The 24849-nt window shown below is 56.5% G+C and carries 18 protein-coding genes; all 18 read left to right on the forward strand.

All coding sequences use genetic code 11. The annotated features are described in order from the left end of the window. Nucleotides 1-20 precede the first annotated feature (20 nt). The 18 genes from U9J39_RS12470 to U9J39_RS12555 all read left to right on the forward strand — a co-directional run bounded on the left by U9J39_RS12470 (nucleotide 21) and on the right by U9J39_RS12555 (nucleotide 24840). Nucleotides 21-1466, forward strand: a complete 1446-nt coding sequence (locus U9J39_RS12470) for an FAD-binding oxidoreductase (protein WP_326347169.1) — start codon at nucleotides 21-23, stop codon at nucleotides 1464-1466. Between the two features lie 159 nt (nucleotides 1467-1625). Next, nucleotides 1626-2714: an MBL fold metallo-hydrolase gene (locus U9J39_RS12475; protein ID WP_326347170.1), complete on the forward strand. Its 1089-nt coding sequence runs from the start codon at nucleotides 1626-1628 to the stop codon at nucleotides 2712-2714. Nucleotides 2715-3502: 788 nt separating this feature from the next. Then, a complete protein-coding gene (locus U9J39_RS12480) occupies nucleotides 3503-3715 on the forward strand; it encodes a hypothetical protein (RefSeq protein ID WP_326347171.1) in 213 nt (70 codons plus the stop codon). Then, nucleotides 3712-4503, forward strand: a complete 792-nt coding sequence (locus tag U9J39_RS12485; RefSeq protein WP_326347172.1) for an ABC transporter permease — start codon at nucleotides 3712-3714, stop codon at nucleotides 4501-4503. Before U9J39_RS12480 ends, U9J39_RS12485 begins: the two co-directional genes overlap by 4 nt. Next, on the forward strand, nucleotides 4500-5162 hold the full coding sequence (locus U9J39_RS12490; protein WP_326347173.1) for an ABC transporter ATP-binding protein: 663 nt from the start codon (nucleotides 4500-4502) through the stop codon (nucleotides 5160-5162). Before U9J39_RS12485 ends, U9J39_RS12490 begins: the two co-directional genes overlap by 4 nt. Before the next feature lie 239 nt (nucleotides 5163-5401). Continuing rightward, nucleotides 5402-6292, forward strand: coding sequence for a chain-length determining protein (locus U9J39_RS12495; protein WP_326347174.1), 891 nt, complete (start codon nucleotides 5402-5404; stop codon nucleotides 6290-6292). A gap of 3 nt (nucleotides 6293-6295) precedes the next feature. Then, nucleotides 6296-8050, forward strand: a complete 1755-nt coding sequence (locus U9J39_RS12500; RefSeq protein ID WP_326347175.1) for a polysaccharide biosynthesis/export family protein — start codon at nucleotides 6296-6298, stop codon at nucleotides 8048-8050. A 54-nt stretch (nucleotides 8051-8104) separates the two neighbouring features. Further along, nucleotides 8105-10105: a capsular polysaccharide biosynthesis protein gene (locus U9J39_RS12505; RefSeq protein ID WP_326347176.1), complete on the forward strand. Its 2001-nt coding sequence runs from the start codon at nucleotides 8105-8107 to the stop codon at nucleotides 10103-10105. A 79-nt stretch (nucleotides 10106-10184) separates the two neighbouring features. Then, complete coding sequence (locus U9J39_RS12510; RefSeq protein WP_326347177.1) at nucleotides 10185-11627, forward strand: capsule biosynthesis protein; 1443 nt, start codon at nucleotides 10185-10187, stop codon at nucleotides 11625-11627. A gap of 67 nt (nucleotides 11628-11694) precedes the next feature. After that, the gene (locus U9J39_RS12515) at nucleotides 11695-13515 is read left to right on the forward strand and encodes a hypothetical protein (protein ID WP_326347178.1); all 1821 of its coding nucleotides are present in this window, start codon (nucleotides 11695-11697) and stop codon (nucleotides 13513-13515) included. Further along, the gene (locus U9J39_RS12520; protein WP_326347179.1) at nucleotides 13512-15605 is read left to right on the forward strand and encodes an FkbM family methyltransferase; all 2094 of its coding nucleotides are present in this window, start codon (nucleotides 13512-13514) and stop codon (nucleotides 15603-15605) included. Before U9J39_RS12515 ends, U9J39_RS12520 begins: the two co-directional genes overlap by 4 nt. Before the next feature lie 115 nt (nucleotides 15606-15720). Continuing rightward, complete coding sequence (locus tag U9J39_RS12525) at nucleotides 15721-17772, forward strand: glycosyltransferase (RefSeq protein ID WP_326347180.1); 2052 nt, start codon at nucleotides 15721-15723, stop codon at nucleotides 17770-17772. 44 nt (nucleotides 17773-17816) lie between these two features. Then, nucleotides 17817-18581, forward strand: coding sequence for a capsular polysaccharide synthesis protein (locus U9J39_RS12530; RefSeq protein ID WP_326347181.1), 765 nt, complete (start codon nucleotides 17817-17819; stop codon nucleotides 18579-18581). A 163-nt stretch (nucleotides 18582-18744) separates the two neighbouring features. Further along, on the forward strand, nucleotides 18745-19917 hold the full coding sequence (locus U9J39_RS12535) for a nucleotide sugar dehydrogenase (RefSeq protein WP_326347182.1): 1173 nt from the start codon (nucleotides 18745-18747) through the stop codon (nucleotides 19915-19917). A gap of 660 nt (nucleotides 19918-20577) precedes the next feature. Then, nucleotides 20578-21387 (forward strand): glycosyltransferase family 2 protein, encoded by an 810-nt coding sequence (locus U9J39_RS12540; protein ID WP_326347183.1) that lies wholly within the window; start codon nucleotides 20578-20580, stop codon nucleotides 21385-21387. 553 nt (nucleotides 21388-21940) lie between these two features. Next, a complete protein-coding gene (locus tag U9J39_RS12545) occupies nucleotides 21941-22282 on the forward strand; it encodes a hypothetical protein (RefSeq protein ID WP_111520266.1) in 342 nt (113 codons plus the stop codon). Beyond that, on the forward strand, nucleotides 22282-23460 hold the full coding sequence (locus U9J39_RS12550) for a hypothetical protein (RefSeq protein ID WP_326347184.1): 1179 nt from the start codon (nucleotides 22282-22284) through the stop codon (nucleotides 23458-23460). The genes U9J39_RS12545 and U9J39_RS12550 overlap by 1 nt, the downstream gene beginning before the upstream one ends. Before the next feature lie 18 nt (nucleotides 23461-23478). Beyond that, a complete protein-coding gene (locus U9J39_RS12555; protein WP_326347185.1) occupies nucleotides 23479-24840 on the forward strand; it encodes a cytochrome P450 in 1362 nt (453 codons plus the stop codon). The last annotated feature ends 9 nt before the right edge of the window (nucleotides 24841-24849 follow it).

The following is a 24849-nucleotide window of genomic DNA, read 5'->3' on the forward strand; positions in this document are numbered from 1 at the left end:
CTTTTCTTCGCCTTATCGCCATGACCGCCGAGCTACCGACCCCAGACACCACCTTGCGCGCGATGCAGGCCATTGTCGGCGCCCACGCCTGCCGCAGCGGCGACGCCGATACGCAAGCCTACGTCACCGACTATCGCGGCATCTATCGCGGCCAGGCCCAGGTGGTGGTGCTGCCGGCTTCGACGGAGGAAGTCAGTCGCGTGCTGCAGTGGTGCCATGCGCAGCGCGTGCCGGTGGTGCCGCAGGGCGGCAATACCTCATTGATGGGCGGCGCCGTGCCGGATGACAGCGGCACCGCCGTGGTCGTCAACCTGAGCCGCATGAACCGCGTGCTGGGCATCGACCCGGTCAACGACACCATGACCGTGCAGGCCGGCGTCACGCTGAGCGCGGCGCGCAGCGCCGCCGAGGCGCAGCAGCGCCTGTTTCCGCTGCGTATCGGCTCGGAAGGGTCGTGCCAGATCGGCGGTAACCTGTCGACCAATGCGGGCGGCACCGCGGTGCTGCGCTACGGCAATATGCGCGACCTGGTGCTGGGCCTGGAGGTGGTGCTGCCCGATGGCCGCATCTATTCGTCGCTGCGCGGCCTGCGCAAGGACAACACCGGCTACGACCTGAAGCAGCTGTTCGTCGGCGCGGAAGGCACGCTCGGCATCATTACCGGCGCCGTGCTCAAGCTGATGCCGCAGCCGCGCAGCAGCGCCGTGGCCTTCGTCGCGGTGCCGGATCCCGCCGCTGCCGTCGCCTTGCTCGGTGAGGCGAAGCGCCTGTCCGGCCAGGCCGTGACCGCATTCGAACTGGTCTCCCGCCCGGCGCTGGAGCTGGTGCTGGAATACCTCGGCAACGTCGCCTCGCCGCTGCAGGGCGGGCACGACTGGATGGTGCTGGTCGAGCTGACCTCAGGCAGCGACGCCGAAAGCCTCAACGCCACGCTGATGGAGATCCTCGAATCGGGCTTCCGCCAGGCCCTGGTGCTGGACGCCGCCGTGGCCGCCAGCCTGTCCGACGCGCAGACCTTCTGGCGCATCCGGGAAGAGATCTCCGACGCCCAGACCCGCACCGGCGGCAGCATCAAGTGCGATGTCTCGGTGCCGCTGTCGCGCATCGCCGCGTTCGTGGAAGAGGCGTCGGCACGGGTGCGGGAACTGGTGCCTGATGCGCGCATGGTGATCTACGGCCATATGGGCGACGGCAACGTCCACTTCAATCCGCTGCGGCCCAAGGATGAGCCCGCGCGGGACTTCCTGGCGCAATGGTATGAACCGGTCTCCGCGCTGGTTGACGGCATGGCCCACGCGGAAAACGGCTCGATCTCCGCCGAGCATGGCATCGGCGTGGCCAAGCGCGACGACCTGATGCGCTACAAGTCGCAGGTGGAACTGGAACTGATGTGGCAGGTGAAGCAGGCACTGGATCCGCTGAACCTGCTCAACCCGGGCAAGGTGCTGCCGGCCCCGGGGCGCTAGCTTAGTGGCGTGGCAAGCGGCGCAACGCGGGGCAGGGCGCGCGTAGCAGGAATCGCCCATCTGGGCTAAGGTGTCAGCTATCCAGAACGCAGCCGGGCCGGGGCATCGCTGCCCGCAGCCACGGCGCACAGCACGGCCGGCCCACCGGCCCAGACACCGATGACCGCCCAATCCCCCGACATCGCGCTCGCAGCTGCCCCCATCTCCCTCGAAAAGCCCGAACTCGACTACCCCTGCGGTGACGCCCCCGAACCCGGCCGTGCGCGCGAAGTCGCACCCGGCGTACTGTGGCTGCGCATGCCGATGCCGCTCGGCCTGAACCATATCAACCTGTGGGCGATCCGCGACGGCAGCGGCTGGGCAGCGGTCGATGCCGGCCTGCAGACCCCGGAAACCGCTCAGGCCTGGCGCGCGCTGTTCGCCGAAGGCGGCGCGCTGGACGGCGGGTTGACCCGCCTGTTCGTCACCCATATGCATCCCGACCACATCGGCATGGCCGGCTGGCTGACCGGCAAGTTCGACTGCCAGCTGTGGATGACGCGGCTCGAATACCTGATGTGCCGCGTGCTTGCCGCCGACACCGGCCGCGCCGCGCCTGACGACGCCATCGCGTTCTATCGCAAGGCCGGCTGGGACGACGAGGCGATCGAGGTGTACCGCACCCGCTTCGGCGGCTTCGGCAAATATGTGCATGCCTTGCCCGAGAGCTTCCGCCGGCTGTCCGACGGCGATACCGTCCGCATCGGCGCACACGACTGGCAGGTCATCGTGGGCACCGGCCATTCCCCCGAACATGCCTGCCTGTACTGCCCGGCGCTGAAGCTGCTGGTATCCGGCGACCAGGTGCTGCCGCGCATCTCGTCCAACGTATCCGTGTTCCCCACCGAACCCGACGCCGACCCGATGGCCGACTGGCTAGCCTCGCTCGACAAGGTCCGCGCCGCCGTGCCGGACGACGTGCTGGTGCTGCCGGCGCACAACGAACCGTTCCGCGGCCTGCATGCGCGGATCGACTATCTGCGCGCCAGCCAGATGCAGGCGCTGGACCGGCTGCGCGGGGCGCTGGCCGAACCCAGGCGGGCGGTGGATGTGTTTGGGGAATTGTTCTCGCGGCCGATTACAGGGAGTGGCGGGCTGCTGGGGATGGCGACGGGGGAGAGTGTTGCGCATTTGAATTACTTGCTGGCGCGGGGGGAGGCGGTGCGGGAGGTCGGGGAAGGGCAGTGCTACTGGTACCGGATAGCCTGACCCGCGCGGTCGCCAGGGCAAGGTAAGGTTGCAGTGTTGGCGCCCTGCAACGGGGCGTCCTCCTTGTTGCGGCAGACGGCAACCGCCGTTGACCGGGCCGCCAATGGTTCGGGCGCGGATCCATGTGCCTATGTGAATCCGATTGCAATTGGCGCTCGTTTCACCGCCGCCACCAATAGCGTCCGTGCGGCGCATTGCCGGATGCGGACCTCGGACAAATGGTGCGCATGCATTCTGCACGCGGTTCACCGCTACTCGCCCCGCTGAGTCCTTCCAAACAAGCTCCGGCTCTTCCACCGCGGTTCCCTGTACCCGGGAAATATATTAACAAATTCGTTTCTATGGAAACGAGTGGCCCCCGCCGCAGCACAATTACCGAGCCGGATTTATTGGAGGTTAGGTTTATCCACTTTGTGGGATTATATTTTTGGGTTGTTAATGTATTTTATAAAGGACATTGTGGAATATAACTCTTCAAATGTTGATCTGACGCAAAGTTAGTGGTGTTGCGCCGGAACAGGTATTTACCTACTTTTTGTTACATAATTCCCGGAACCCTTCTGCCGCGTGGCTTCCCGGGTGAGCAATAGGTCTCACATTAAGCTCGGAAGGGTCGACCAAAAGCCACAATCTCCCTGTTCAAGTGGCGTCATCCCCCTTGTGGGGGAGGAGTGGTATTTTGTTACCGGATGTTGCGTACCGAGCCCCGGGCGCTTATTATTGCGCCCTGCAAAAAGTAAGTGGCCGCAGAAAAGCGGCCAGGGTCACCAAAAAAACAGAAGCCGATAATGAGCGCAGCGGTTCGGGAAAGCGTTGAGCGGGCGGTGGCAGGGCGCTGGGTGGCGGGCATGTGTCTGCACCGGGCAAGTGCCATGGCGGGAATGCTCTATCAGGTCATGCCAGGGGCGGCGCAGGTCACCTTCAGGCAGCAATCGGTTGCAGTGGGCAGCCTTGTCCACTTTCGCGTCGACATTTTAGATAGTCGCGACCGCCTGCAATGAGCCGGACATCGGTCCGGTCGGACGTCTCCATCGCAGTTTCCGTATGGCGAGCACTGTTCCTGCGCGAGGCCAGCGCTCGCCTGGCGGGGGCGCGCGCGGCCTGGATCTGGATCCTGCTCGAGCCGGCCGCACACATCGTTTTCCTGATGGTGGTGTTCGGAGTCATTCGGCATCAGGTCCGGCAAGACGCAAACATTGAAGTGTTTGTCTTCGTTGGAGTCTGGGGCTTCTTTCTCGTACGGAATATTGCTCAACGTGGAATGGAAGCCATCAACGCTAACCAAGCCCTATTCGCGTACCGCCAGGTGCAACCGGTCGACACAGTGCTGGTACGCGCCACGGTCGAGGCCTTCCTGTATGTCATCGTCGGCGCCGTACTGCTCGCCGCCCTTGCGCTACTCGGCATCGACGTGCGGCCTGCCGATCCGCTGCTCGTCCTATGGGCGGCGTTCCTACTGTGGGCTTTCGGGTTGGGCCTGGGACTGATGTTCTCAGTCATCGAGACGCTTCTGCCGGGGCTGGGTAAAGTCATCCGCATTGTCTTCACGCCGCTCTACTTTCTTTCTGCGGTCATGTATTCGGTATCGAGTCTGCCGCGCAGTATGCGCGAGGTGGTGCTGGTCAACCCGATCACACACGGCCTCGAAGCCATGCGCAGCGGCTGGTTTGCCGCCTACCACGGAGAAGCGCATATCAGCTTGGGTTTTCTCGCCTTCTGCGCGCTGGCCACAGTATTCCTTGGCTTGGCCATGCACATGCGGTATGCAACCCGGTTGACCGCACAATGATCGATATCACCGACGTTCATAAGCGTTATCGCACCGCTCATGGCTCCAAGTGGGTGCTACAGGGCGTCACGCTTAAGATTCCTGAGAGGGGCCGAGTCGCGCTGATCGGCGCGAACGGTGCTGGCAAGTCCACCCTGCTGCGGTTGGTGGGCGGCATCGACCAGCCCAACCGCGGAAGCATCGTCCGCAACTGCCGGGTGTCGTGGCCCCTAGGCCTGAGCGGTGGATTCCAGGGCTCGCTGAGCGGGCGTCAGAACACCAAGTTCGTCTGCCGCATCCACGGCATCCACGGCGCGCTGGCGGAGAAGCTTGAGTTTGTGCGCGAGTTCTCGGAACTGAATAACGCCTTCGAGGATCCGGTCAAGACCTATTCGTCGGGCATGCGCTCGCGGCTGGCATTCGCCATGTCGCTCGCCTTCGACTTCGATACTTACCTGGTGGATGAACTGACGGCCGTCGGCGACGCAGCGTTCAAGCGCAAGTCGCAGAAAGCCTTCGAAGACCTCGCCGGCCGTGCCGGCCTGGTGATGGTCTCGCACAGCGAATCCACCCTTAAAAATTTCTGCCAGTCGGCAGTCTGGCTGCATCAGGGCCAGGCGCTCTGGTTCGATTCCGTTGAAGAGGCCCTGCACGCGTACAGGGACAGCATTCCAGCATGATGAAGACGATTACGTCGGGCGCCGCAGGGCAGATCGGGCGCCTGATACGAGTAAACGCCCTGAACCGGATCTGGCAAGTGGCCGTAGCCGCGTGCATGCTTGCCGTTGTGTACTGGAGTGTGATCGCATCAGACCTGTATGTATCAGAGGCCCGAGTCGTGGTTGAGCGCAGCGGCGGCATAGGTGCCAACGGGGCGGATTTCACATCGCTGCTCATCGGTAATACCGCCCCTCACGACTTGCTGCTGCTGCGCGAGTACCTGCTGTCGGCTGACATGCTCAAGAAGCTCGACGCCAAACTTGGGCTGCGCAAGCACTACGCAGACAACGGCCGGGATCCGCTGTCGCGCCTGTGGTTCGAGGATGCTTCGCTCGAACGCTTCCATGATTACTACCTGAAACGCGTCAGCGTTGAATACGACGACTTCGCGCGCGTCCTCGTGATCCGGGTGCAGGGCTACAACTCGGAGATGGCGCATGCCATCGCGCAGGAGCTGGTCGCCGACGGCGAACGCTTCATGAACGAGATGACGCATCGGATCGCCAGCGAACAGGTGGTCTATATCGAGAAACAGGTGCACGACCAGGGCGAACGGCTGAAGGCAGCCCGCCAGGCGCTGGTGGCCTACCAGAACGCCAACGGCCTGGTGTCGCCGCGCGGCGAGGTGGAAAGCCTGTCCACCGTGGTCGCCAACGCCGAGGCCACCCTGGCCGAACTGCACGTCAAGCGCAACTCGCTCAAGGACGTCTTCACGCCGCAGTCGCCGGCGATACAGCAGATCGACGCCCAGATCGCCGCGGTCGAGCGCCAGATGGCGGAGCAGCGCGGCCGCATGGTCTCGACCAAGGGCCGCGGCCTGAACCGCGTGGTGGAAGAACACGACCGCCTGCAGGCCGCCGCGGAGTTCGCCTTCGACATCTACAAGACCGCGATCGGCGCGCTGGAGAAGGCGCGCATCGAGGCCACGCGCAAGCTCAAGAACGTAGCGGTCGTGCAGAGCCCGACCCGGCCGGAGTATCCGCTCCAGCCCCGGCGAATCTACAACATCGTGGTGTTCGTCCTGATGACGCTGATGCTGGCAGGCGTCGTGCAACTGCTCAGCGCCATCATCCGCGACCACCGAGATTAATCCATGCTTCGAAGAATCCTTGCTATCGCGGTCGCCGCGGCCAGCCTTGCCGCCTCCCACGGCGCGCATGCCCAGGGCGGCATGCGACTGCCGCAGTCGCCGGCCGTCGGCCAGATGGAATACGCCGCGCTGGCTGCGCAGGGTGCTACCACCCCCAGTGGCGCAGTGGTCGGCAATCCCGGCTCGATCGGCGGCGTTGCCACCATCCCGGCACGTGCCGACACGCCGCTGCCGGACAGCGCGCCGCAGAACAACGACTACACCGCCAACATGGCCAGCGACGCCTTTGGGGCGCAGCTGTTCACCGGCGCCTTCAGCCGCGACAGTGCTTCCGTCTTCAACCCCAGCCATGTCATCTCCGTCGGTGATCGCATCCAGCTGCGCATCTGGAACGGATACAACGTCGATACCGTGCTGACCGTTGACGCCGGCGGCAACATTGTTTTGCCGGAAATCGGGCCGTTCCGCGTGCAAGGCATCACCAACGGCAATCTGCAGACCGCCGTCGGCAATGCACTGCGGCGCGTCTTTGCCAGCAAGGTGTCGATCTACGCCAGCCTGCTGGCCGCGCAGCCGGTGCGCGTCTACGTTACCGGCGCGGTCCGCCGCCCCGGCATGTACGACGGCACCTCCAGCGACAGCGTGCTGCGCTACCTCGACCAGGCCGGCGGCATCGACCCTGACCGTGGCTCGTTCCTGGACGTTGCGATCAAGCGCGGCAACCAGACGCTGGAAGTCGTCAATCTCTATGACTTCCTGCTCAAGGGCGACCTGACCTCGCGACAGTTGAACAACGGCGACGTCATCTTCGTCCAGTCGCGAAAGAAGACCGTGAAAGTTGGCGGGCTGGCAGAGAACTCCAAGCGATTTGAGTTTCTCGGAGATCAGGCCCCTCTTGACCAGATCGTGCAGTTGGCAAAACCGCTGCCACAAGCAACCAATGTACGCGTGGTACGAAATACTGGCATCGTCCGCAATGTGGAATATTTCCCCATTTCGAACGGGAATCAGATCCGCCTCCATGATGGCGATGAGATTGAATTCACTGCCGACAAACGACCAGGCACGATTACTGTTCGCGTCGAAGGCGAACATACCGGGCCTCAGGAGTACGTGCTGCCTTATGGCAGCCGAATGGGTCAGCTGCTCAGCCAGATTCATTTTACAAAGGAATCTGACGCGGAAAGCATCCAGCTGTTCCGTCTGAGTGTAAAGGCACGCCAAAAGACGCTGCTTGGTACGAGCCTGAGAACCCTTGAGTCGAGCGTCCTGACCGCCAGGTCGGGCACCGCCGAGGAAGCGCAGCTTCGCAAAGAAGAAGCTGCACTAGTTCTGCAATGGGTCGAGCGCGCGAAGAAGATCGATCCGTCAGGACAGACGCTGATCGCGAAGTCCACGACACGCAACGACTTGCTTCTGGAAAATGGAGACATCTTGCGGGTGCCAGTCAAGGACGGTCTGGTTCTTATCAGCGGCGAGGTGTTGTTCCCCAATGCCGTGGCGTATGACAAGAGCCTGGCCCTTGATGATTTCATTCAGCAGGCCGGCGGATTCTCGCAGAACGCAGATACATCACGAATCGTCATTGCGCATCGGGATGGGAGTTTCTCGGACGGCAAGAAGGATGATGCCGTGCGGCCCGGCGACGAGATCATGGTGTTGCCGAAGGTTGATTTCAAGACGCGGCAGTTTGCTAAAGATGTGTTCCAGATCCTTTATCAGATCGCGATTAGTGCGAAAGTGGTTTTGGGCTTGTAAGAATGCCCTGGCATCTGCGCAAACATAGCTAGACATCAAGGAACAGAACCGACCATGCTCGGCGTCTTCTCTCGCGGCATTTACCGCATCAAACACCTGCGTGCCTTCTTGGAGGAAGACGTGGTTCTGATGCGTCCGGTGCTGAGTCGGTCCCAACCTGATGGGGTGGCCGCGTGGGGTCGCCGGCCGAGCGCGGTTCGGGCCGAGGAGTACGCGCGCAAATACGCGGTGCAGCGCTTTTTGCGCCTGGAGGACGGATTCATTCGTTCGATAGCGCCCGGCACGGAATCCATATCTTGCTCTATGGTTGTAGATGATGTCGGCATCTATTACGACGCGACTAGGCCGTCATTGTTTGAGCGTCTGGTCCAGCTTCCGCTGAGTGCGGACGAGGCTAGCCGTGCTGACGCGTTGATCCATGCATGGCGCGAGTCCGGCATCTCCAAGTACAACCACGCGCCGGATCCGCACATACTACAGGATCGTCCGTATGTGCTTGTTATCGACCAGACAGTAAACGACGCGTCCATTCAATATGGCATGGCAGATGCCGACTGCTTCGAACGCATGCTGTCAACAGCGCAGGAGGCGTATCCCGGCTGCGAGATCCTTGTCAAGGAACATCCCGAGGTGTCACTTGGTCGCAAGCGCGGCTACTTGGGTGCGTTGCTGGACAAGGGCGGGTTTCAGCGGGTACGTCGGCTCCAGGCAGATGTGCACGTGGCGCCGTTGCTGCGTACGGCGACCGCTGTATTTACCGTGACCTCGCAGGTTGGTTTCGAGGCATTGCTGCATGGTCGGCCTGTCCACACCTTTGGCATGCCGTTCTATGCGGGATGGGGCTTAACGCGCGATGCACAAGTTGCACCGACGCGGCGCAAGCAGATCACGCTGGCGCAACTGGCGTTTGCTGCGCTTGTACGCTACACGCGCTATGTAGACCCGCATAGTGGAAAACGTTGCCAGCCGGAGGATGCAATCGCATACCTTGCTCTGCAGCGCACCCTACGTCAACAGTTCCCGGCACGGGTACATGCAGTCGGCTTTTCACGATGGAAGCGCCCCATCTTGCGTGACTACTTGCAGGGCTGCCACGTGCGTTTTCATCGCAGACTGGAAGCCGTTCCGACAGGCGCGACGGTGCTGCAATGGGGGCGAAGGCCGGGTCAACGGACGCGATCAGACGTAAGCACTGTCACGGTGGAAGATGGCTTTTTGCGCTCCGTGGGCTTGGGGGCGCATCTTGTGCGCCCGGTATCCTGGGTATTTGATCGCAGTGGAATTTACTACGACGCCACCACGCCATCAGAGCTGGAAGAACTACTTGCCACTACAGAATTTGATCAGCCACTGCTGCAACGTGCGCGCGATTTGCGTGAGTCGATAGTCCGCTCTCGGCTGACCAAATACAACGTAGGGCAAGGCGTATGGCAGCGACCCGCAGGCAATCAGAAAGTTGTTCTGGTGGTTGGTCAGGTGGAAAGCGACGCTTCACTGCGTTATGGCGCGTTGGGAATCCGTGCGAATCATGAACTACTCCGGGCAGTGCGTGCCGTCGAGCCTGACGCATACCTCGTTTACAAGCCCCATCCCGATGTTATGGCGGGCCTGCGAGGTAGCCGCGCTGAAGAGGTAGCACTTGGCGCATCTTGCGATGAACTAGTGATTGACTATCCCATGTGCCAATTGATTGATGCCGTTGACGACGTGCATGTGCTGACGTCACTGGCCGGATTTGAAGCTCTGTTGCGCGGTAAGCCGGTGACAACGCACGGGACACCATTCTATGCGGGCTGGGGACTGACCATAGACCGATATCCTGTGCCGCGCCGCCGTCGAGAACTGACGCTGGACATGCTCGTCGCGGCAACGCTGATCTTATATCCACGCTATGTCTTGCGAAGCGCTGAAGCGGGATTCGCCACGCCAGAGCAGGTTGTCAGCCACGTGCTTGCATGGCGGCTGGAACCCGCGCCGGTCAGACTTGGAAGGCTACGCAACCTCGTGCTGCCCTTGTTTCGCTATTGGGCTGTTGCGAGGGAAGGTAAGACCTAAAACATCCAGTTTCACCAGCGTGGCAAGAGGGGTGCCACGGCGCACAACCAACAGAGATTTGAGCACAAGGGAACGGGCAATGCTGATGTTCAGGGAAGGTGGGCGTGATCGCGGCAATCATGTCACGTCATCCGGGCACACCATGACTGGAACTTTCGAACGGGCCTCACTTGAAGGCTCGAAAGGGACGGAGCGGGCCGGCTTGCATCAGTTGGTTCGGTACCAGCATGTGCTCCTACTGCAAGGCCCAAATGGACCCTTCTTTGCCCGGTTGCGTGACTATCTGGAGTCGGCGGGGAGGCGTGTCAGCAAGGTCAACTTCAATGGCGGCGACGATTACTTCTATCGACGAGGAACGATCGAGCGCTTTACACAGCCTATGCCTGCTTGGCAGCCGTTTCTGCGCAAATTATTGGTCGAGCGTTGTGTCGATGCGATTGTGGTATTTGGCAGCAGTCGGCGCCATCACCGAATCGCAGCCCGTCTTGCCAAAGCGATGGGAATCGCATTCTGGGTGTTTGAGGAGGGCTACGTACGTCCTGACTACATCACGCTGGAGGCAGATGGTGTGAATGCAGACTCTCCGATTGCCGCTTGGGATATGAAAACACTGCCGGCCGCCCCTCGCCCCGCTCATAAAAGACACTTTAAGCGTGCCTTCGGGAAGATGGCTTGGTATTCGTTCTTGTACTTCAGCGGAGGCATTAGCAGGAGCCGGACTTATCCGCATTATCGACATCACAAGCCATTTGGTCTCCATGAGATCGCTCTATGGTTGCGTGCAGGGTACCGGAAGCATCGCTATCGTGCGGAGGAGCGTGAGATAAAGGCACGCTTGCTTGCTGAGAATCACCCACCATTTTTCCTTGTGGCGCTGCAGGTCTATAACGACAGCCAGATCCGTGTGCATAGCCCGTGGCGACGCATTGAGGATTTCATTGAGTGGACAGTGTATTCGTTTGCCCATCATGCCCCAGCCGACTGTCTCCTTGTGATCAAGCATCATCCGATGGATCGCGGCCATACCAATTATGCAAGAGTAATAGCTGACTGTGCGGCACGCTTTGGTTCGGCTGATCGGGTGCTCTATATCCATGACGCACACCTGCCATCGCTGCTCCACCGATGCAGTGGCCTGGTCACAGTAAACTCCACTACTGGTTTGCAGGCTCTATATCATCGTGTTCCTGTTATTGCTCTAGGGCGGTGCTTCTATGCAAAAACGGGCATTACATATCAAGGTGCGTTAGACCAATTTTGGTGGGATTCGCCACCTGTCGACACAAGGGCCTTCACGCGATTTCGAAATTTCCTGATTCACTGCTCACAAATTAACTCATCATTCTATGCCGATTCGAGTTTCGTCGATGCACCGACGAAGGGGTTCGGGCTTAAAGGGCTGTACGTTCGAATTATGTCGGCATGTGGTCTTGTGGCTGTTGACGTATCTGGTTTTGACCACGTGGATCTCTCACCTGTGATGCGCTGGGCATCAGGGCTGGTCCTGGCACTCGTCGGCTGAACAGCATTCGACACATTATTCAGCTACAAGTCGCCAAACTTCTAATAACGTTCTAAACGATCCCGTCATGAACAAGATACTCATAGTCGGTCACCCAACGTCACGCTATTCTGACGTGGAAAGTTTGCTCAACGCCTGTGGGATGAAGTCGGCAATGCCGTCACGCCGTGAAGGGCTCTCTCCGGCGGAGATCGGTGCGGTGCTCCTCAAGGCGCACAGCGTACCTTTGCTGACGCAGTTTGATCAAGCGAAGAATCCACAGCAAATTGATCCCGGCCCGATCTGGCATGGAATGGCGCTAGACCTAATGCTGGGAAATATTGATCAGCCGCTGTGGGGTTGGTCTGACCCACACGCCGCTTATCTTCTCGACTATTGGAGTGCATTGGATCCGAATATCGCGTTCATTCTCGTATACGGCAGTCCGCACAGCCTCCTCACTGATGCACCTGATGTTGCGAGAGATCTGTCGCCGGACCTACTTACAAAGCTTATTGGCGGTTGGTGCGCCTATAACCGTGAGTTGCTGCATTTCTATCACCGAAACATGGACCGCGCATTACTGGTGCATGCGCAGCAGGTAAAGTTATCCTCCGTGCGATATGTCCAGCAGGTTCGCTCCAGGATAGGTGCGCAGCTACATCTTCCACTGGACATCGAAGCAAACAATGTGGAATGTGATCAAATTCAATCAGTAAAGTTAACCCAACCGGTTTCCAAAGCATGTAAGGAGTCTCCTGAGCAAGTCGACTCTTCAAGTCTAAAAGAATATATTGCTGATTTCCTGATTAAAAGCTCTCCTCAAGCAGCGGAAATTTATGAAGAACTGCAGGCCGTTGCGGCATTGCCGCTCTTGGCCGTCTCGGAGCCGTCGGCGCTTGATGCTTGGCGAATCGCCACACAGCAAGAGTGCGAGCGAGAAGAGTATCAACGAAAGATCCAGATCCTTGTCTCTGCGGAGGAAACTACCGTAGCAATGAGGTCACGCCTTGATTCTATGTGTCAGGAGTTGGCGACCCAAACGCGAAATGCGGAACTGACTGCGGGCAAGCTTCAAGAAGCAGAAGCAAGACTCGCCATGCTTCAAGGCGCCGACCGAGACAATCAAGTTCTGCTCTCGCAGGTACATGTCCTTCAGGAGGAATTGGAAGACCGCCATCTTGAAGGGAATTGTCTAAACACGCAGATCAAAGAATTACGAGACCGTTTAGGTGCTCAGGGACAGATTGAAGAGCGAAATACACGGCTGCTCCTCCAACTTCAACAACTTCAGAAAGAACTTCAATCTCGCGAGCTCGAATGCGACAAATACTTGAAGCAAATTGAGTCACTCGCGATGAGTGAGAAGGTCGCAAGCGGCCGCGCGCAGAAGGCTGAACTTCGCGCTGAGGAACAGCAGGAACTTGCGGAAGAGAATTGCCTTCTCCTTGCTCAACTCCACCATGTTCAGCAAGAGTTGGAGCGTCACCACTTGGAAGCCAGATCTCAGATTCTGAGAGCCTCGACAAAATTGCCAACAGCGGAGCCGGAGACAGCTAAATATTACGGTGCAGCGGAGCGAGTCAAGAAGCAATTAACCTACCGCTTGGGCGCAACGATCATCGGTCACTCACGCTCGCTGAGCGGCTGGCTTAGTATGCCATGGGCTCTTAGCCGTGAAACCCGACAATTTCGAGCGGAGCGGCGGGCCGAAGCGAGAAAAGAAAAATTGCCGCCGATAGCAAAATACTGTGATGCATTTGAAGCGGAACGAGTAAAACGGCATTTGTCTTATCGCCTTGGCGAAAAGCTGCTTGCTAACGTAAACACTCCGATTGGATGGCTAAAGCTGCCGTATTTGCTTAGAAGAGAAGTTGTGGCATTCAGACTGGAAAAGAATGATCAATGATGAAAATGAATAAGAACACAACTTCCATCCTATCATGGTGCGAGCATCTTGTGACAATGTTAGCTCCTGAAGGTGCTCTATATATCGGAGCAGGCGCGGGGATGGGGCAGTTGATTCGATGGCTTTACCAAACGAATATCCCGAGCGTAGTTTTGATCGAGGCAGATGAGGAAAAATTCGCACATCTTGACAAAAGCCTACCACATCGCAATGGCTGGCATTTCCGAAAACAAGCCGTGGCAGCTGTAGCCGAACCCACAACCTTCTTCCGTGCAAGCCTCAGCTCGGCGAGCGGCCTATTAGACCCTGACACTCTCCGCGGGCTCTGGCCAAATATACAGAAGTGCCAGGAGTTGATTCTGGAGGCTACATCGATAGAGCGGCTTCAACATGAATGCAAAACTAGGGCATCATGGCTAATAGTTGATTGTTTTTCTGCGCTACCAATTATATGTGGCGCCGGCGAAAGGTTGAATGACTTCGATGTCATATTGGCTCGCGTTATTTTAGGCGAATCGTTTGAACTGACCGCTGGCTCGAGCGAGGAAGAGGTGGTGCACTTCCTAACCGTGAGAGGTTTTCGTCATCTCGTCACAGATCCCGATCCTCACCCAGGTATTGGCCACGCGCTGTTCGTCCGTGATGCACGTGCTGCGGAAAAAATAGCAAGATCCGACCTTTGTGAATTGAGAGATGCGTTTTCTGCTCAAAACCGGCTTCTCGGGTATGCGCAAGGACTTGCTAACGAACTTAGATTAAAGCATCGCGAAGAAATCCAAGAGTTGGAGATCGCTGCTGCGACAGCTGAAAGGAGGGCTTTTGAGTATCAGCGGCAGGTAACCGAATTGAACGCTGCCGTTTGTGAGCTCGAGATCCGTGCCGAGCGGGACTTGCGAGAAGAGTCGGAGCAATACGAAGGTAAAATAGCGGAGCTAAAGCAATCTTGCGAAGAGCATGCCAGGCAAGCCGGCGAATACGCTGAGCAACTTGAGAAACTAAATATAGATAGGTTGCATGCTGAAGCACGCATCTCGGCCCTCGCTAACCAAGTGAACGAAATGCAAAGAGCTGCTTCGCAAGCTGAAGTATTGCTGAGGGCCAGCGAAGAGAAAGAGCTAAAGGAAATTAACGCCGACAAAAATTTGTGGGATAAGGAGAAAGCTCTATTATTAGAGCAACTCGACGCCGAACACAGATTTTCTGTGGATGCCGCCGCCAAGATTGTGTCTTTAGAGCGCTATGTGCAATTAGTCATTTCGCGCGCTCCCGAGGCGTTGGGGCAGCACCAGAAGCTTGATGAAGGTGTACCGCCGCCTATTTCAGGTAAAGGGGTGCCGGCGTTCGGGGACGCCAATGTTGAGCAGATGCTTCGGGATATCGCACCTTACTTTCGAGGTCGATCGCTGACATATGTTGATATCGGTGCTTTTGTTGGTGAAGTGTTTATACGACTCAAAGAATCTGGTTGCATAAAGATTCGCGAAGCACATTTATTTGAGCCTAATCCAGTCAGCTATACGACTCTTAAGGCCAAGTTAGAAAATTTTAGCCTGCCGTCGCTTCACTGCTATAACATCGGCGTCGCCTCATCCCAAGGCGCTCGGAGATTTATTTCTGCGGGATCGATGACCAAGATGGTTGATGCAGAAGTAAAAATCGAAAACGTAAGTAGTTCCTTCGTTGCCGAATGTCGACCTTTAGATAGTTTTAGGGAGTTTTTTACTGATTCGCGAATCGATATTCTAAAGATCGACGTGGAAGGAAAAGAACTCGATATTCTCAACGGTGCTCGTGATCTATTGGGTGATCAAATGATTGATTTGATTTATCTCGAGGTCGGCATGAATATTAAAGGCACTCAGCAAACGTATTTCGGCGCAATAGACGCAACTCTTCAAGGCTTCGGGTACCGGGCGTTTCGGATATATGAGCAAACACATGAGTGGCAAAGGGACTCTCCAGTGCTTCGGAGGTGTAATGTTGCGTACATGAGCGATCGATTTGCGGCGGCAAATCCCTATAGTGCCACTATGGAGATTGATCGGCTGAAAAGAGAGGCGCAAATGGCCAAGGTTTCAATGGCAGTATGAGTCTGAAGGGCGAGAATGGTCGGAACAATATCCGACGAGGTCTCTGACGGGCTGAAATTTGTTTCTGTATTTTTAACGGCTCGACTTCTTTGAATAGATCAGAATGGATGATTGTATGAAGGTTCTTGGTGAGGCGATTGAGCAATACCAAAGGAAGAATTATGCGCATGCACTGGAACTATTTGAGCGCGCCGCAGGCCTTTACGGCCATGAACTGGTAAAGGCTAATATCCATCTTTGCAAAAAAAGGTTGAACCACATATCGCATGATGCCGCTGCCACAACAGAACGAGCAGGCGATCTTGATCCAGCAACAGTTATTATGTTGGATAATGCGAAGAAAATTTCTATTAAACAGTCGCAAAGAAGTAGGTATTTGCAGCAATATAAACTAAATACAAAAAAGAAGTCGGAGGTAGCCGAAATAAAACCGGTCAATCCAATCCCGGGGGATTGGCCGAAGGATTTGAAGCTAGCGCCGCTTCCGGCTGGTACTAATGATTACTCGTGGGCTACGAGGAGACGAGTCGAAGCATCCGTCGCTGCAAGGAAACCGCAACCTTGCCTGAGTGTCATTATCCCAACCTTCAATCGAAGTCGGATTCTTGATATCACACTTGCATGCCTACTTAATCAGAAAACTGATTATAAGTTCGAAATTATAGTTGCGGATGACGGTAGTCGGGAGTCTGTGGGTGACGTCGTAAGGAAATATGAGGATAAGCTCGACATAAAATATGTCCGTCAGCGCGACTATGGATATCAGTTATGCGCTGTACGAAACCTAGGCCTAAGGGTTGCTAAGTATGACTTTGTGGCGATTCTCGACTGTGATATGGCGCCGAACAAAAACTGGGTGCAAAGTTATGTCTCCTTGTTGATGGAGAATGATGACGTTGCTTTGATTGGTCCCCGTAAATACATTGATACAAGCAATAGCGTCGCAGAAGATTTTAGCGCGGACGACCTTCTGCTTGAGCAATTTCCGGAGGTGGTAACTAATAATGACCAGGCGGGAAAAGTCGAAAACTTAGTGTCGATCGACTGGCGCTTGGATCACTTTTCTAAAACAGAAGATTTAAGACTATGCGATACGCCGTTCCGCTTCTTCAGTGGCGGTAACGTGGCGTTTGCCAAAAAATGGTTGGATATTGCCGGTTGGTTCGACGAGGACTTTACACATTGGGGCGGTGAAGATAACGAATTTGCGTACCGCTTGTATCGGCATGGATGCTTCTTCCGTGCTGTGGAAGGGGGCTTGGCTTATCATCAAGAGCCTCCAGGTAAAGAGAACGAAACCGATCGATCTGAAGGTAAGAAGATCACAATCAATCTGGTAAAAGAAAAGGTTCCGTATTTTTATCGGAAGCTGGAGCCTATAGAGTCGGCGCGGATACAGAGCGTGCCACTTGTTTCTATATATATTCCGGCTTATAACTGCTCTGAACATATTGTTCGGTGCGTAGATAGCGCGTTGAACCAGACGGTAACTGATCTCGAAGTTTGCATTTGCGATGATGGATCGACCGATAATACACTCGAAGTCATTCTCAAAAAATACGGTCATAACCCCAGGGTTCGAGTTGAGCGAAAGGAAAATGGCGGAATTGCCTCCGCATCAAATCATGCGCTGCGGATGGCTCGTGGGTATTATATTGGGCAATTAGACTCTGATGATTATCTTGAGTCGGATGCCGTCGAGTTGTGTTTGTCGGAATTTTTCAAGGACCGGAGACTGGTCTGCGTGTACACAACCAATAGGAATGTGAATCAGGCTGGTGAGCTCATTTCGCTTGGCTATAATTGGCCGGAGTTTTCACGTGAAAAGCTGACGACGGCTATGATTGCGCATCATTTTCGCATGTTTACGGCTCGTGCCTGGAATTTGACCTCTGGCTTTGACGAAAGTATTGCTAATGCAGTCGACTATGATATGTATTTAAAGTTAAGTGAGGTGGGTTGCTTTAAGCATATCAATATGGTGGCCTATAATCGGGTGCTGCACGGCGAGAATACATCTATTAAAAAATTGGGATTGCAGAAAGAGAACCATTTTTTGGTAGTGAATCGGTCGTTGCAACGACAATCTCTGAGCGGAACCACGTATATAGCACAGAACCCGAGTGATGCCGCTTGTCGTAAGTACTCGTTCGGTCGCGCTAATTGAGCTATTGGGTAGCGCTGTTAAATCAATTTTCAAATGAGGTTCGCTTGAAAGCTTTTACTTATTGGGAAACTCTTCCTGGAAAAAGGGTGCCGCCCTACGTTGCGCTCGGGATCGTTTCAATGAAGATTGCGTATGGGGAGAATTTTGTTCTATTGAATGAGGAGAACGTTTCCGAGTATATTTCTGGGTGCGAGGAAAAAAAGTGGGCGTTTTCAAAATACAACAGTAACTTGACCCCCGAGATGGCCGCTGTGGTTGCGAAGAGCGACTATGTCCGAATGAGATTCGTAGCCGAGCATGGTGGATTTTGGAACGACGCAGATACCGTTGTGTTGACTGATATGTTGCGGCGAATCGAGATCCAGGGCGATGAGTTGCATTGGCACTCAGAGGCGGTTTTTGCTGCGAGGCGTGGAAATCCAATTTTGTCCGATGTCGCCGAAAATATGTTGGTTTCAGAATTCCAGACTTGGGGGAATCCCGGCGGTATTAAGGATGTGCTGAAGGGCGGTAAGGTGGTGCCAATTCCGTTCAAGTACGTTGATCCGGGTGTCGTGCCGGTTTACTCATTTAGGAATAGTGAGATCATCTTGGATGAGGAGATTTCGGTAAGCGACTTTCTGGTTAATCGGGATGTTTGTCTTTTGAAATTATATAATACCGATTTTGGCGCTAGAAAGGTGGGGCAAATGTCCGTTGCCGACTTCCTGGATTCTGGGCTAATGCTATCGAGAATTTTTTTGTCGATAAATTCGGATAAGCGATTCTGGGCTTCCGAGGTCGGAAAGATTTTTTCTAATGTGGCGTAGATTTGGAGTTGCGATTCCTATTGTTTGAAATTTGTTTGGTGGTGTGAATGATTTCGCAATCTATTGGTGCATAGTTCTATGATCGGTGAGGCGGCGTGGATCATTTCCTATGTATCTGATTAATGTGTTCGCTTGTTATTTCCTACGCTAATTTTTTCGTCGCATGAAGAAGATTGCTGTCGTTGGTACCGGTTATGTTGGTTTGTCTAATGCCGTTCTTCTTTCCCAGCACCACCGGGTTGTTGCAGTGGATGTGGACTCAAAGAAGGTCGGGCTCATTAATGAGCGTATTTCACCCATCATTGATGCGGATATTGAGGAGTATCTAGGGCGAAGATCCCTAAATCTCTTAGCGACGTTGGACAAGCGGCGTGCGTATGTGGACGCGGATTTTGTGATAATTGCCACTCCGACCGACTATGACCCGGTAACTAATTTTTTCGATACTCGTTCGGTAGAGAATGTCATTCGAGATGTGATAAGCATCAATCCTCATGCGGTGATGGTGATCAAGTCTACTGTCCCGGTTGGGTTTACGGCGCGCATGCGCGAAGCACTCGCCTGCAGCAATTTACTCTTTTCTCCCGAATTTCTGCGTGAGGGGAAAGCGCTGCATGACAATCTGTATCCTAGTCGTGTTGTGGTTGGAGAACAGTCGGATCGCGCACAGATGTTCGCCAATCTATTGGTGGAAGGAGCGGTAAAGAAGAATGTGCCCGTTCTGTTAACCGATAGTACGGAGGCAGAGGCAATCAAGCTGTTTGCGAACACATATCTAGCCATGCGTGTAGCATATTTTAATGAGTTGGATACATATGCTGCAGTGCACGGACTGGATACCCAACATATCATCCAAGGAGTCTGCTTAGATCCGCGCATAGGATCCCACTATAACAATCCTTCATTTGGTTACGGAGGTTACTGCCTGCCAAAGGATACGAAGCAGTTGCTCGCAAACTATCGAGACGTTCCACAGAACCTGATTCATGCGATTGTCGAGGCAAATCGTACGCGAAAGGATTTCGTTGCTGAAGATGTTATCCGACGCAAGCCGAAGGTCGTGGGTATCTATCGCTTGATCATGAAGGCGGGTTCGGATAATTTCCGTGCTTCTTCGGTTCAGGGAATCATGAAGCGCATCAAGGCAAAAGGCATCGAGGTTGTCGTTTACGAGCCGGTGCTGAAGGAGACTGAGTTCTTTAACTCCAAGGTTATGGATAACTTAGAGGAGTTCAAGCGCTGCGCGGACGTCATTGTCGCAAATCGCGTTACTGAGGAAGTTCGCGACGTCGCGCAGAAGGTTTATACACGCGATTTATTTGGCGGTGATTTTTGAGGGTTAAAGATGTTAAGCCGAATCTTGGCTTCGTGGCACATGCGCAGGGGGCGCTTTGCGCACGCTTTAGCTCGAACAAGAAACAATTACGCTTCGGATGAGGATTGGCAAATAATGGCTTATTACGGTCTGGGCATGTATGCGACCGTGGTAGGCATGGGTTGCAGCCTTTCCACAGTACGATCTGTGATTGCGAAGTCCGTTGCGTTCGCTGCATGTGGGCGGTCGGACGAGGCGGCATTTTTGGCGAATGACTCGCTGGGGCTTTTTAAATGCGATGCAGAACGCACAGCGTTGGCATCTGGCTTGGCTCCGTTTTTGCCTGAGCTTGCTTTGCATGTGATAGAGGGGTGGAATGCACCAGAGACGCTTCGCATTGCGTTGTTGCTTAACACAGGCCAAGTAGAGCGCGCCCGCGGCGTTCTAAACGCTTCTTTTGCCCGAGGGCTGGGGGGGGCGCAGCCTGAGTTGCATCTTTACGAGTCAAACGCAGAGCCCGGCACACCTAGGAAGAAACTACGGCAATTAAACGCTTTTTTGCGAGCATACAGTGTGCCAGAAGTGGAGCTTCGTGTCCCGCATCTTTCTCCGTCTCCGTGCAATGTAAGGTCCGCTACACCAATTTTTCCATGTTCGAATGGCCCTTTAGTAAGCGTGTTAATGACGACGTTCGAGGTTGGAGAGCGGGTCGATGTGGCTATCAAATCCGTCCTCGACCAAAGTTATCAGAATATCGAATTGATTATTGTTGATGACGCAAGTCAGGACGGCACGTGGCAGATAGTGCAGGCATGGGCCAAGCGAGATCAGCGCGTAAAGTGCTTGCGGATGGGCAGGAACGGGGGCACCTATGTCGCCAAGAATATCGGATTGTGTCATGCCAAGGGGGCGTTTGTTACATGTCATGATTCGGATGACTGGTCTCATCCATTAAAAATTGAGCGCCAGATCAAGCCGTTGCTGGCTGATTCCCGTCTTGTTGCTAGCACATCGCACTGGCTTCGGATGCGGGACGATGGTGTTTACTTTGCGCGCGCAGTTCACCCCTTGCTACGCATGAATCTGTCATCAACTCTGTTCAGACGAGAACCCGTGATATCAAACATGGGTATCTGGGACACTGTACGTACTGGAGCAGACAGCGAGTTCCTGGCCCGACTGCGCCTTGTATTTGGCCGATCATCCGTGCATCGTATTGCGCAGCCGCTCTCGCTTGGTTCGCATAGACCCAACTCGCTAATGACAGCAAGGGCTACGGGATACTCATCGGCGGGAGTGTCGTCGCAGCGGTTGGCATACTGGGAGGCTTGGTCAAGGTGGCACATTAATGCATTGCGAAGTCGCTGCATGCCGCGGCTGCCGTCGGATATTGCTAGCCTTGCCGCCGCACGACCGTTTTCTATCCCGCCTGAAATTGAGTTGGCAGATACTGAGATCGCCGCTTGTCTTAGAAGTATTGAAGGCGGTTGACGGCGCAAGGGGATGGGTTGATCTCATATTTTTGCTGTTTATTCAGTCGCCCTCGCTTTGTTTCGGCCAATTATAGGGCGCTCAAATATGATCGTCTTGCCAGTCCTCCGCAGCCGATGCAATAGGAACAGTGACAAACGCGATAAACGTCAGAGCAAGGCTGAGTGCCAGCATACGTGTCCTTTATCGTGCCTCGAATGGCTCATGTTCGATATAACGACCGTTATGGGAGAGACTTAAATTGGATGAAACCCTTGTATTGCAGAAACGCTACGCCATTTGAGCTCATATCGCTTGTGCTGACGGCGCCAGTACCTTTGGAAGGAAAGGCTGCGATTTCATCGGTTCTGTTGCGAAAACTACAGCAATGGAGACAGTAATATCACACCCCCGGGGTTCATCAGCTGAACGACAGTCGGTTTTTGCCCCCATCTCTCGCTATACTATGCAACGCTTGAGGTCCCGCAGTCGGCTGCTCTGACGAGCAGACGCGCGTGAAAGCGCCGCTGTGCCCCGAGTTTCACGCCCCCAGCCCCCATTCTTCGCCCCCGCCATGAGAGAACGCATCGCCGGCTTCCTGCTGATGATCTTTATCGTCCCGTTGGCCGTCCTCGGATACCTCCTGATCGTCTATATCGGTTTTTTCGGCAAGACCGAGCGCGGCCGGGCAGGGGTGCGGGCACTCGATCATTTCGTCAATGCGACGCTCTTCAATGGCTATGCCTGGGAGTCGGTGTCTTCGCACGCCTGGCGCGAACAGCATCGCTGGTGGGCGCGGTCCATCATCTGGTTTACCGACAAGTTCCAGCAGGACCATTGCCGGCGCGCCAACAAGCGTGAGCAGCCGATCGTGGACCTGGTACTGAAGAAGAAGCTGCACCACCGGACGCAATGATGAGCGCAGCCGTTCAGGAAACACCGGCGCAGGCCGCTTCGGCCAGCGTAAGGCGTCGCAAGGTCTATTACGTCAGCGGCTTCGATCCGCGTGGCGCGGCGTTCTATCACCGCCTGTATCGCGAGGAGTCGGCGAAGCAGGCCGTCCATCATGGCGGTTCGGTCGCCGTGGGAGGCCGCTCGCGGCTGGGTGAGCATGTCAGCGCCTGGAATGTCGACAGCGAGTGGGACGGGCATTCGGTCACCACGGAGTACCAGTTCCTGCATTGGGACGACCTAGTGCGCCGGCACTGGGAGCCGAGCCTGCCGCGACTGGTATGGTCGACGCTCGCCAGCTATGCGGGCTATATCGGTTGCGGCGCGTTCGGCCGCCTCAGCAAGACCTTCCGCGGGCCTTTCTTCAGTGCGTTGTACCCGCTGGTTTATCTGGCGCTGCTGGTGGTGCTGTCGCTCGGTCTCGGGATTGGGGCTTCGGCGGCGCTGTCAGCGGTGGGGTTGCATGGATGGCTGGCGGTGGCGGGCGGGATGGCCGCCGGCGCCGTGCTGTTCGGCGGCGGGGTTGCGCTGGCGAACCGCCTGGCGGTGTTCTGGCTGCTGCGGATCTACCGTTTCGTGCAGGCGTGGGGCGAGCGCGAGCCCGAGGATGTCCGGCAGCGCATCGATGCGTTTGCGGACTGGATTCGCCGCGACCTGGAAGCATCGCCCTGCGATGAGGCGCTGGTGGTGGGCCATAGCGTCGGCTCGATCGTCGGCGTGTCGCTGGCCGCGCGCCTGGCGGATGCGCTGACACCGGCGCAGCGCCGCGGCCTGACGCTGGTGACGCTGGGGCAATGCATTCCGCTTTTGAGCCTGATGCCGTCGGCCACTGCGTTCCGCCGCGACCTGCAGCGCCTGTCGGCGGAGCGTGAGATGCAGTGGCTGGACATGAACGCCCGTGCCGATTCGCTGTGTTTCTCACAGGCCAATCCGCTCGATATCTCGGGCATTGCCGGCGCGGCCGCGGGCCGGCCCATCGCACAGGTGGTGCGCCCGTTCCGCATGTTCGGCAAGCAGGAATACGCGCGCATGAAGCGCAGCAAGCAGCGCTTGCACTTCCAGTACCTGATGGCAAGCGCCTTGCCCAACGAGTATGACTATTTCCGGATGACGGCCGGCCCGCGCCGCATCCAGCCCTTCTGATACCCGCCGTTCGCCCCCATGAATTTCCAGCCCCCGTACCCCAGGCCGCATGTGCGCAAGAGTTCGTTCCTGTTGCGCTTCCTGCGTGGCTGGAATTCCTGGATCGATGTGCTGTTCGAGCGCAGCTATTCGATGAAGATGGGCAAGATCTCGCAGCCCGGCATGGACATCTTCATGGTGAACGATGCCGACTGGGTGCGCCGGATCCTGGGGGATGCGCATGCGTATCCCAAGCACAAGCTGATGCACCGGATGCTGGAGCCGCTGCTCGGCACCAGCATCTTCACCACCAACGGTGATCTGTGGGAACGGCAGCGCCGCCTGGTAGAGCCGGCGTTCGCGCAGGCGCGGCTCAGACTGGTGTTCGCGCTGATGGCCGATTCGGTGGCGGGCATGACGCAACGCCTGGATGAGGTGGCGGACGGGCGTTCGTACGAGGTCGACGGCGAGATGACCTACGTGACGGCGGACATCATCTTCCGCACCATCTTGTCGGAAACCCTGGAGGAGTCCGCGGCGAAGGAGATCTACGACGCCTTCCTCGAATTCCAGCATCACGCGCAACGGGCGATGATCCTGATGATCTATCGGTTGCCGCCGGTTTATTCGGCGTGGGCCAGCAAGCGTGCGGCAAAGAAGATCCGGGCGATCCTGTCGGGAATCATCGCGCGGCGGATGGCGGAGCGCGACAGCGGGCAGGGCAGCGCAAGGCAGGACATCCTGGCCGCCATGATGGAGGCAGTCGATCCGGTCAGCGGCGATCGGTTTACGTATGAAGACCTGGTGGACCAGGTCTGCATGCTGTTCCTGGCCGGGCATGAGACTTCGGCCAGCGCGCTGACATGGGCGCTTTACCTGATTTCGCAATGCCCGCACCTGCAGGACCAGATGCTGGCGGAAATCCAGGCCGCGGTGGGGGAACGGGATTTCGAGCTGAGCGATATCAAGAGCCTGCCGACCGTGGGCAACGTCTTTCGCGAAACACTGCGCCTGTACCCGCCGGTGGGTTTCTTCGTGCGCGAGGCCGCGCAGGCGCAGTGCATCCGCGACAAGTCGGTGAAGGAAGGCTCGCCGATCCTGATTTCGCCGTGGCTGCTGCATCGGCACCGCACGTTGTGGGAGCGGCCGGACGAGTTCGATCCCGGACGTTTCGACACGCCGGCCGGCAAGGAGTCGTCGAAGTGCGCGTATATCCCGTTCAGCAAGGGCCCACGCGTATGCATCGGCGCTGCTTATGCGACGCAGGAAGCCGTGCTGATACTTGCCAGCATTGTTCGCCGGTATCGCGTCGAAGCCGATCCGGGGCATGTGCCAAAGGTAGTGGGGCGCGTGACAATCCGTTCTGGCAACGGGGTGCGCGTCCGCCTGCAACGCCGCTGACCGGCATTC

The organism is Cupriavidus sp. SS-3, assembly GCF_035818815.1.
Lineage (GTDB): Bacteria > Pseudomonadota > Gammaproteobacteria > Burkholderiales > Burkholderiaceae > Cupriavidus > Cupriavidus taiwanensis_C.

What these genes read in the sequence shown, in the direction of transcription:
- U9J39_RS12470 (WP_326347169.1), top strand. Translation starts at nt 21, where the DNA reads ATGACCGCCGAGCTACCGACCCCAGACACCACCTTGCGCGCGATGCAG.
- U9J39_RS12475 (WP_326347170.1), top strand. Translation starts at nt 1,626, where the DNA reads ATGACCGCCCAATCCCCCGACATCGCGCTCGCAGCTGCCCCCATCTCC.
- U9J39_RS12480 (WP_326347171.1), top strand. Translation starts at nt 3,503, where the DNA reads ATGAGCGCAGCGGTTCGGGAAAGCGTTGAGCGGGCGGTGGCAGGGCGC.
- U9J39_RS12485 (WP_326347172.1), top strand. Translation starts at nt 3,712, where the DNA reads ATGAGCCGGACATCGGTCCGGTCGGACGTCTCCATCGCAGTTTCCGTA.
- U9J39_RS12490 (WP_326347173.1), top strand. Translation starts at nt 4,500, where the DNA reads ATGATCGATATCACCGACGTTCATAAGCGTTATCGCACCGCTCATGGC.
- U9J39_RS12500 (WP_326347175.1), top strand. Translation starts at nt 6,296, where the DNA reads ATGCTTCGAAGAATCCTTGCTATCGCGGTCGCCGCGGCCAGCCTTGCC.
- U9J39_RS12505 (WP_326347176.1), top strand. Translation starts at nt 8,105, where the DNA reads ATGCTCGGCGTCTTCTCTCGCGGCATTTACCGCATCAAACACCTGCGT.
- U9J39_RS12510 (WP_326347177.1), top strand. Translation starts at nt 10,185, where the DNA reads ATGCTGATGTTCAGGGAAGGTGGGCGTGATCGCGGCAATCATGTCACG.
- U9J39_RS12515 (WP_326347178.1), top strand. Translation starts at nt 11,695, where the DNA reads ATGAACAAGATACTCATAGTCGGTCACCCAACGTCACGCTATTCTGAC.
- U9J39_RS12520 (WP_326347179.1), top strand. Translation starts at nt 13,512, where the DNA reads ATGATGAAAATGAATAAGAACACAACTTCCATCCTATCATGGTGCGAG.
- U9J39_RS12525 (WP_326347180.1), top strand. Translation starts at nt 15,721, where the DNA reads ATGAAGGTTCTTGGTGAGGCGATTGAGCAATACCAAAGGAAGAATTAT.
- U9J39_RS12535 (WP_326347182.1), top strand. Translation starts at nt 18,745, where the DNA reads ATGAAGAAGATTGCTGTCGTTGGTACCGGTTATGTTGGTTTGTCTAAT.
- U9J39_RS12540 (WP_326347183.1), top strand. Translation starts at nt 20,578, where the DNA reads ATGACGACGTTCGAGGTTGGAGAGCGGGTCGATGTGGCTATCAAATCC.
- U9J39_RS12545 (WP_111520266.1), top strand. Translation starts at nt 21,941, where the DNA reads ATGAGAGAACGCATCGCCGGCTTCCTGCTGATGATCTTTATCGTCCCG.
- U9J39_RS12550 (WP_326347184.1), top strand. Translation starts at nt 22,282, where the DNA reads ATGAGCGCAGCCGTTCAGGAAACACCGGCGCAGGCCGCTTCGGCCAGC.
- U9J39_RS12555 (WP_326347185.1), top strand. Translation starts at nt 23,479, where the DNA reads ATGAATTTCCAGCCCCCGTACCCCAGGCCGCATGTGCGCAAGAGTTCG.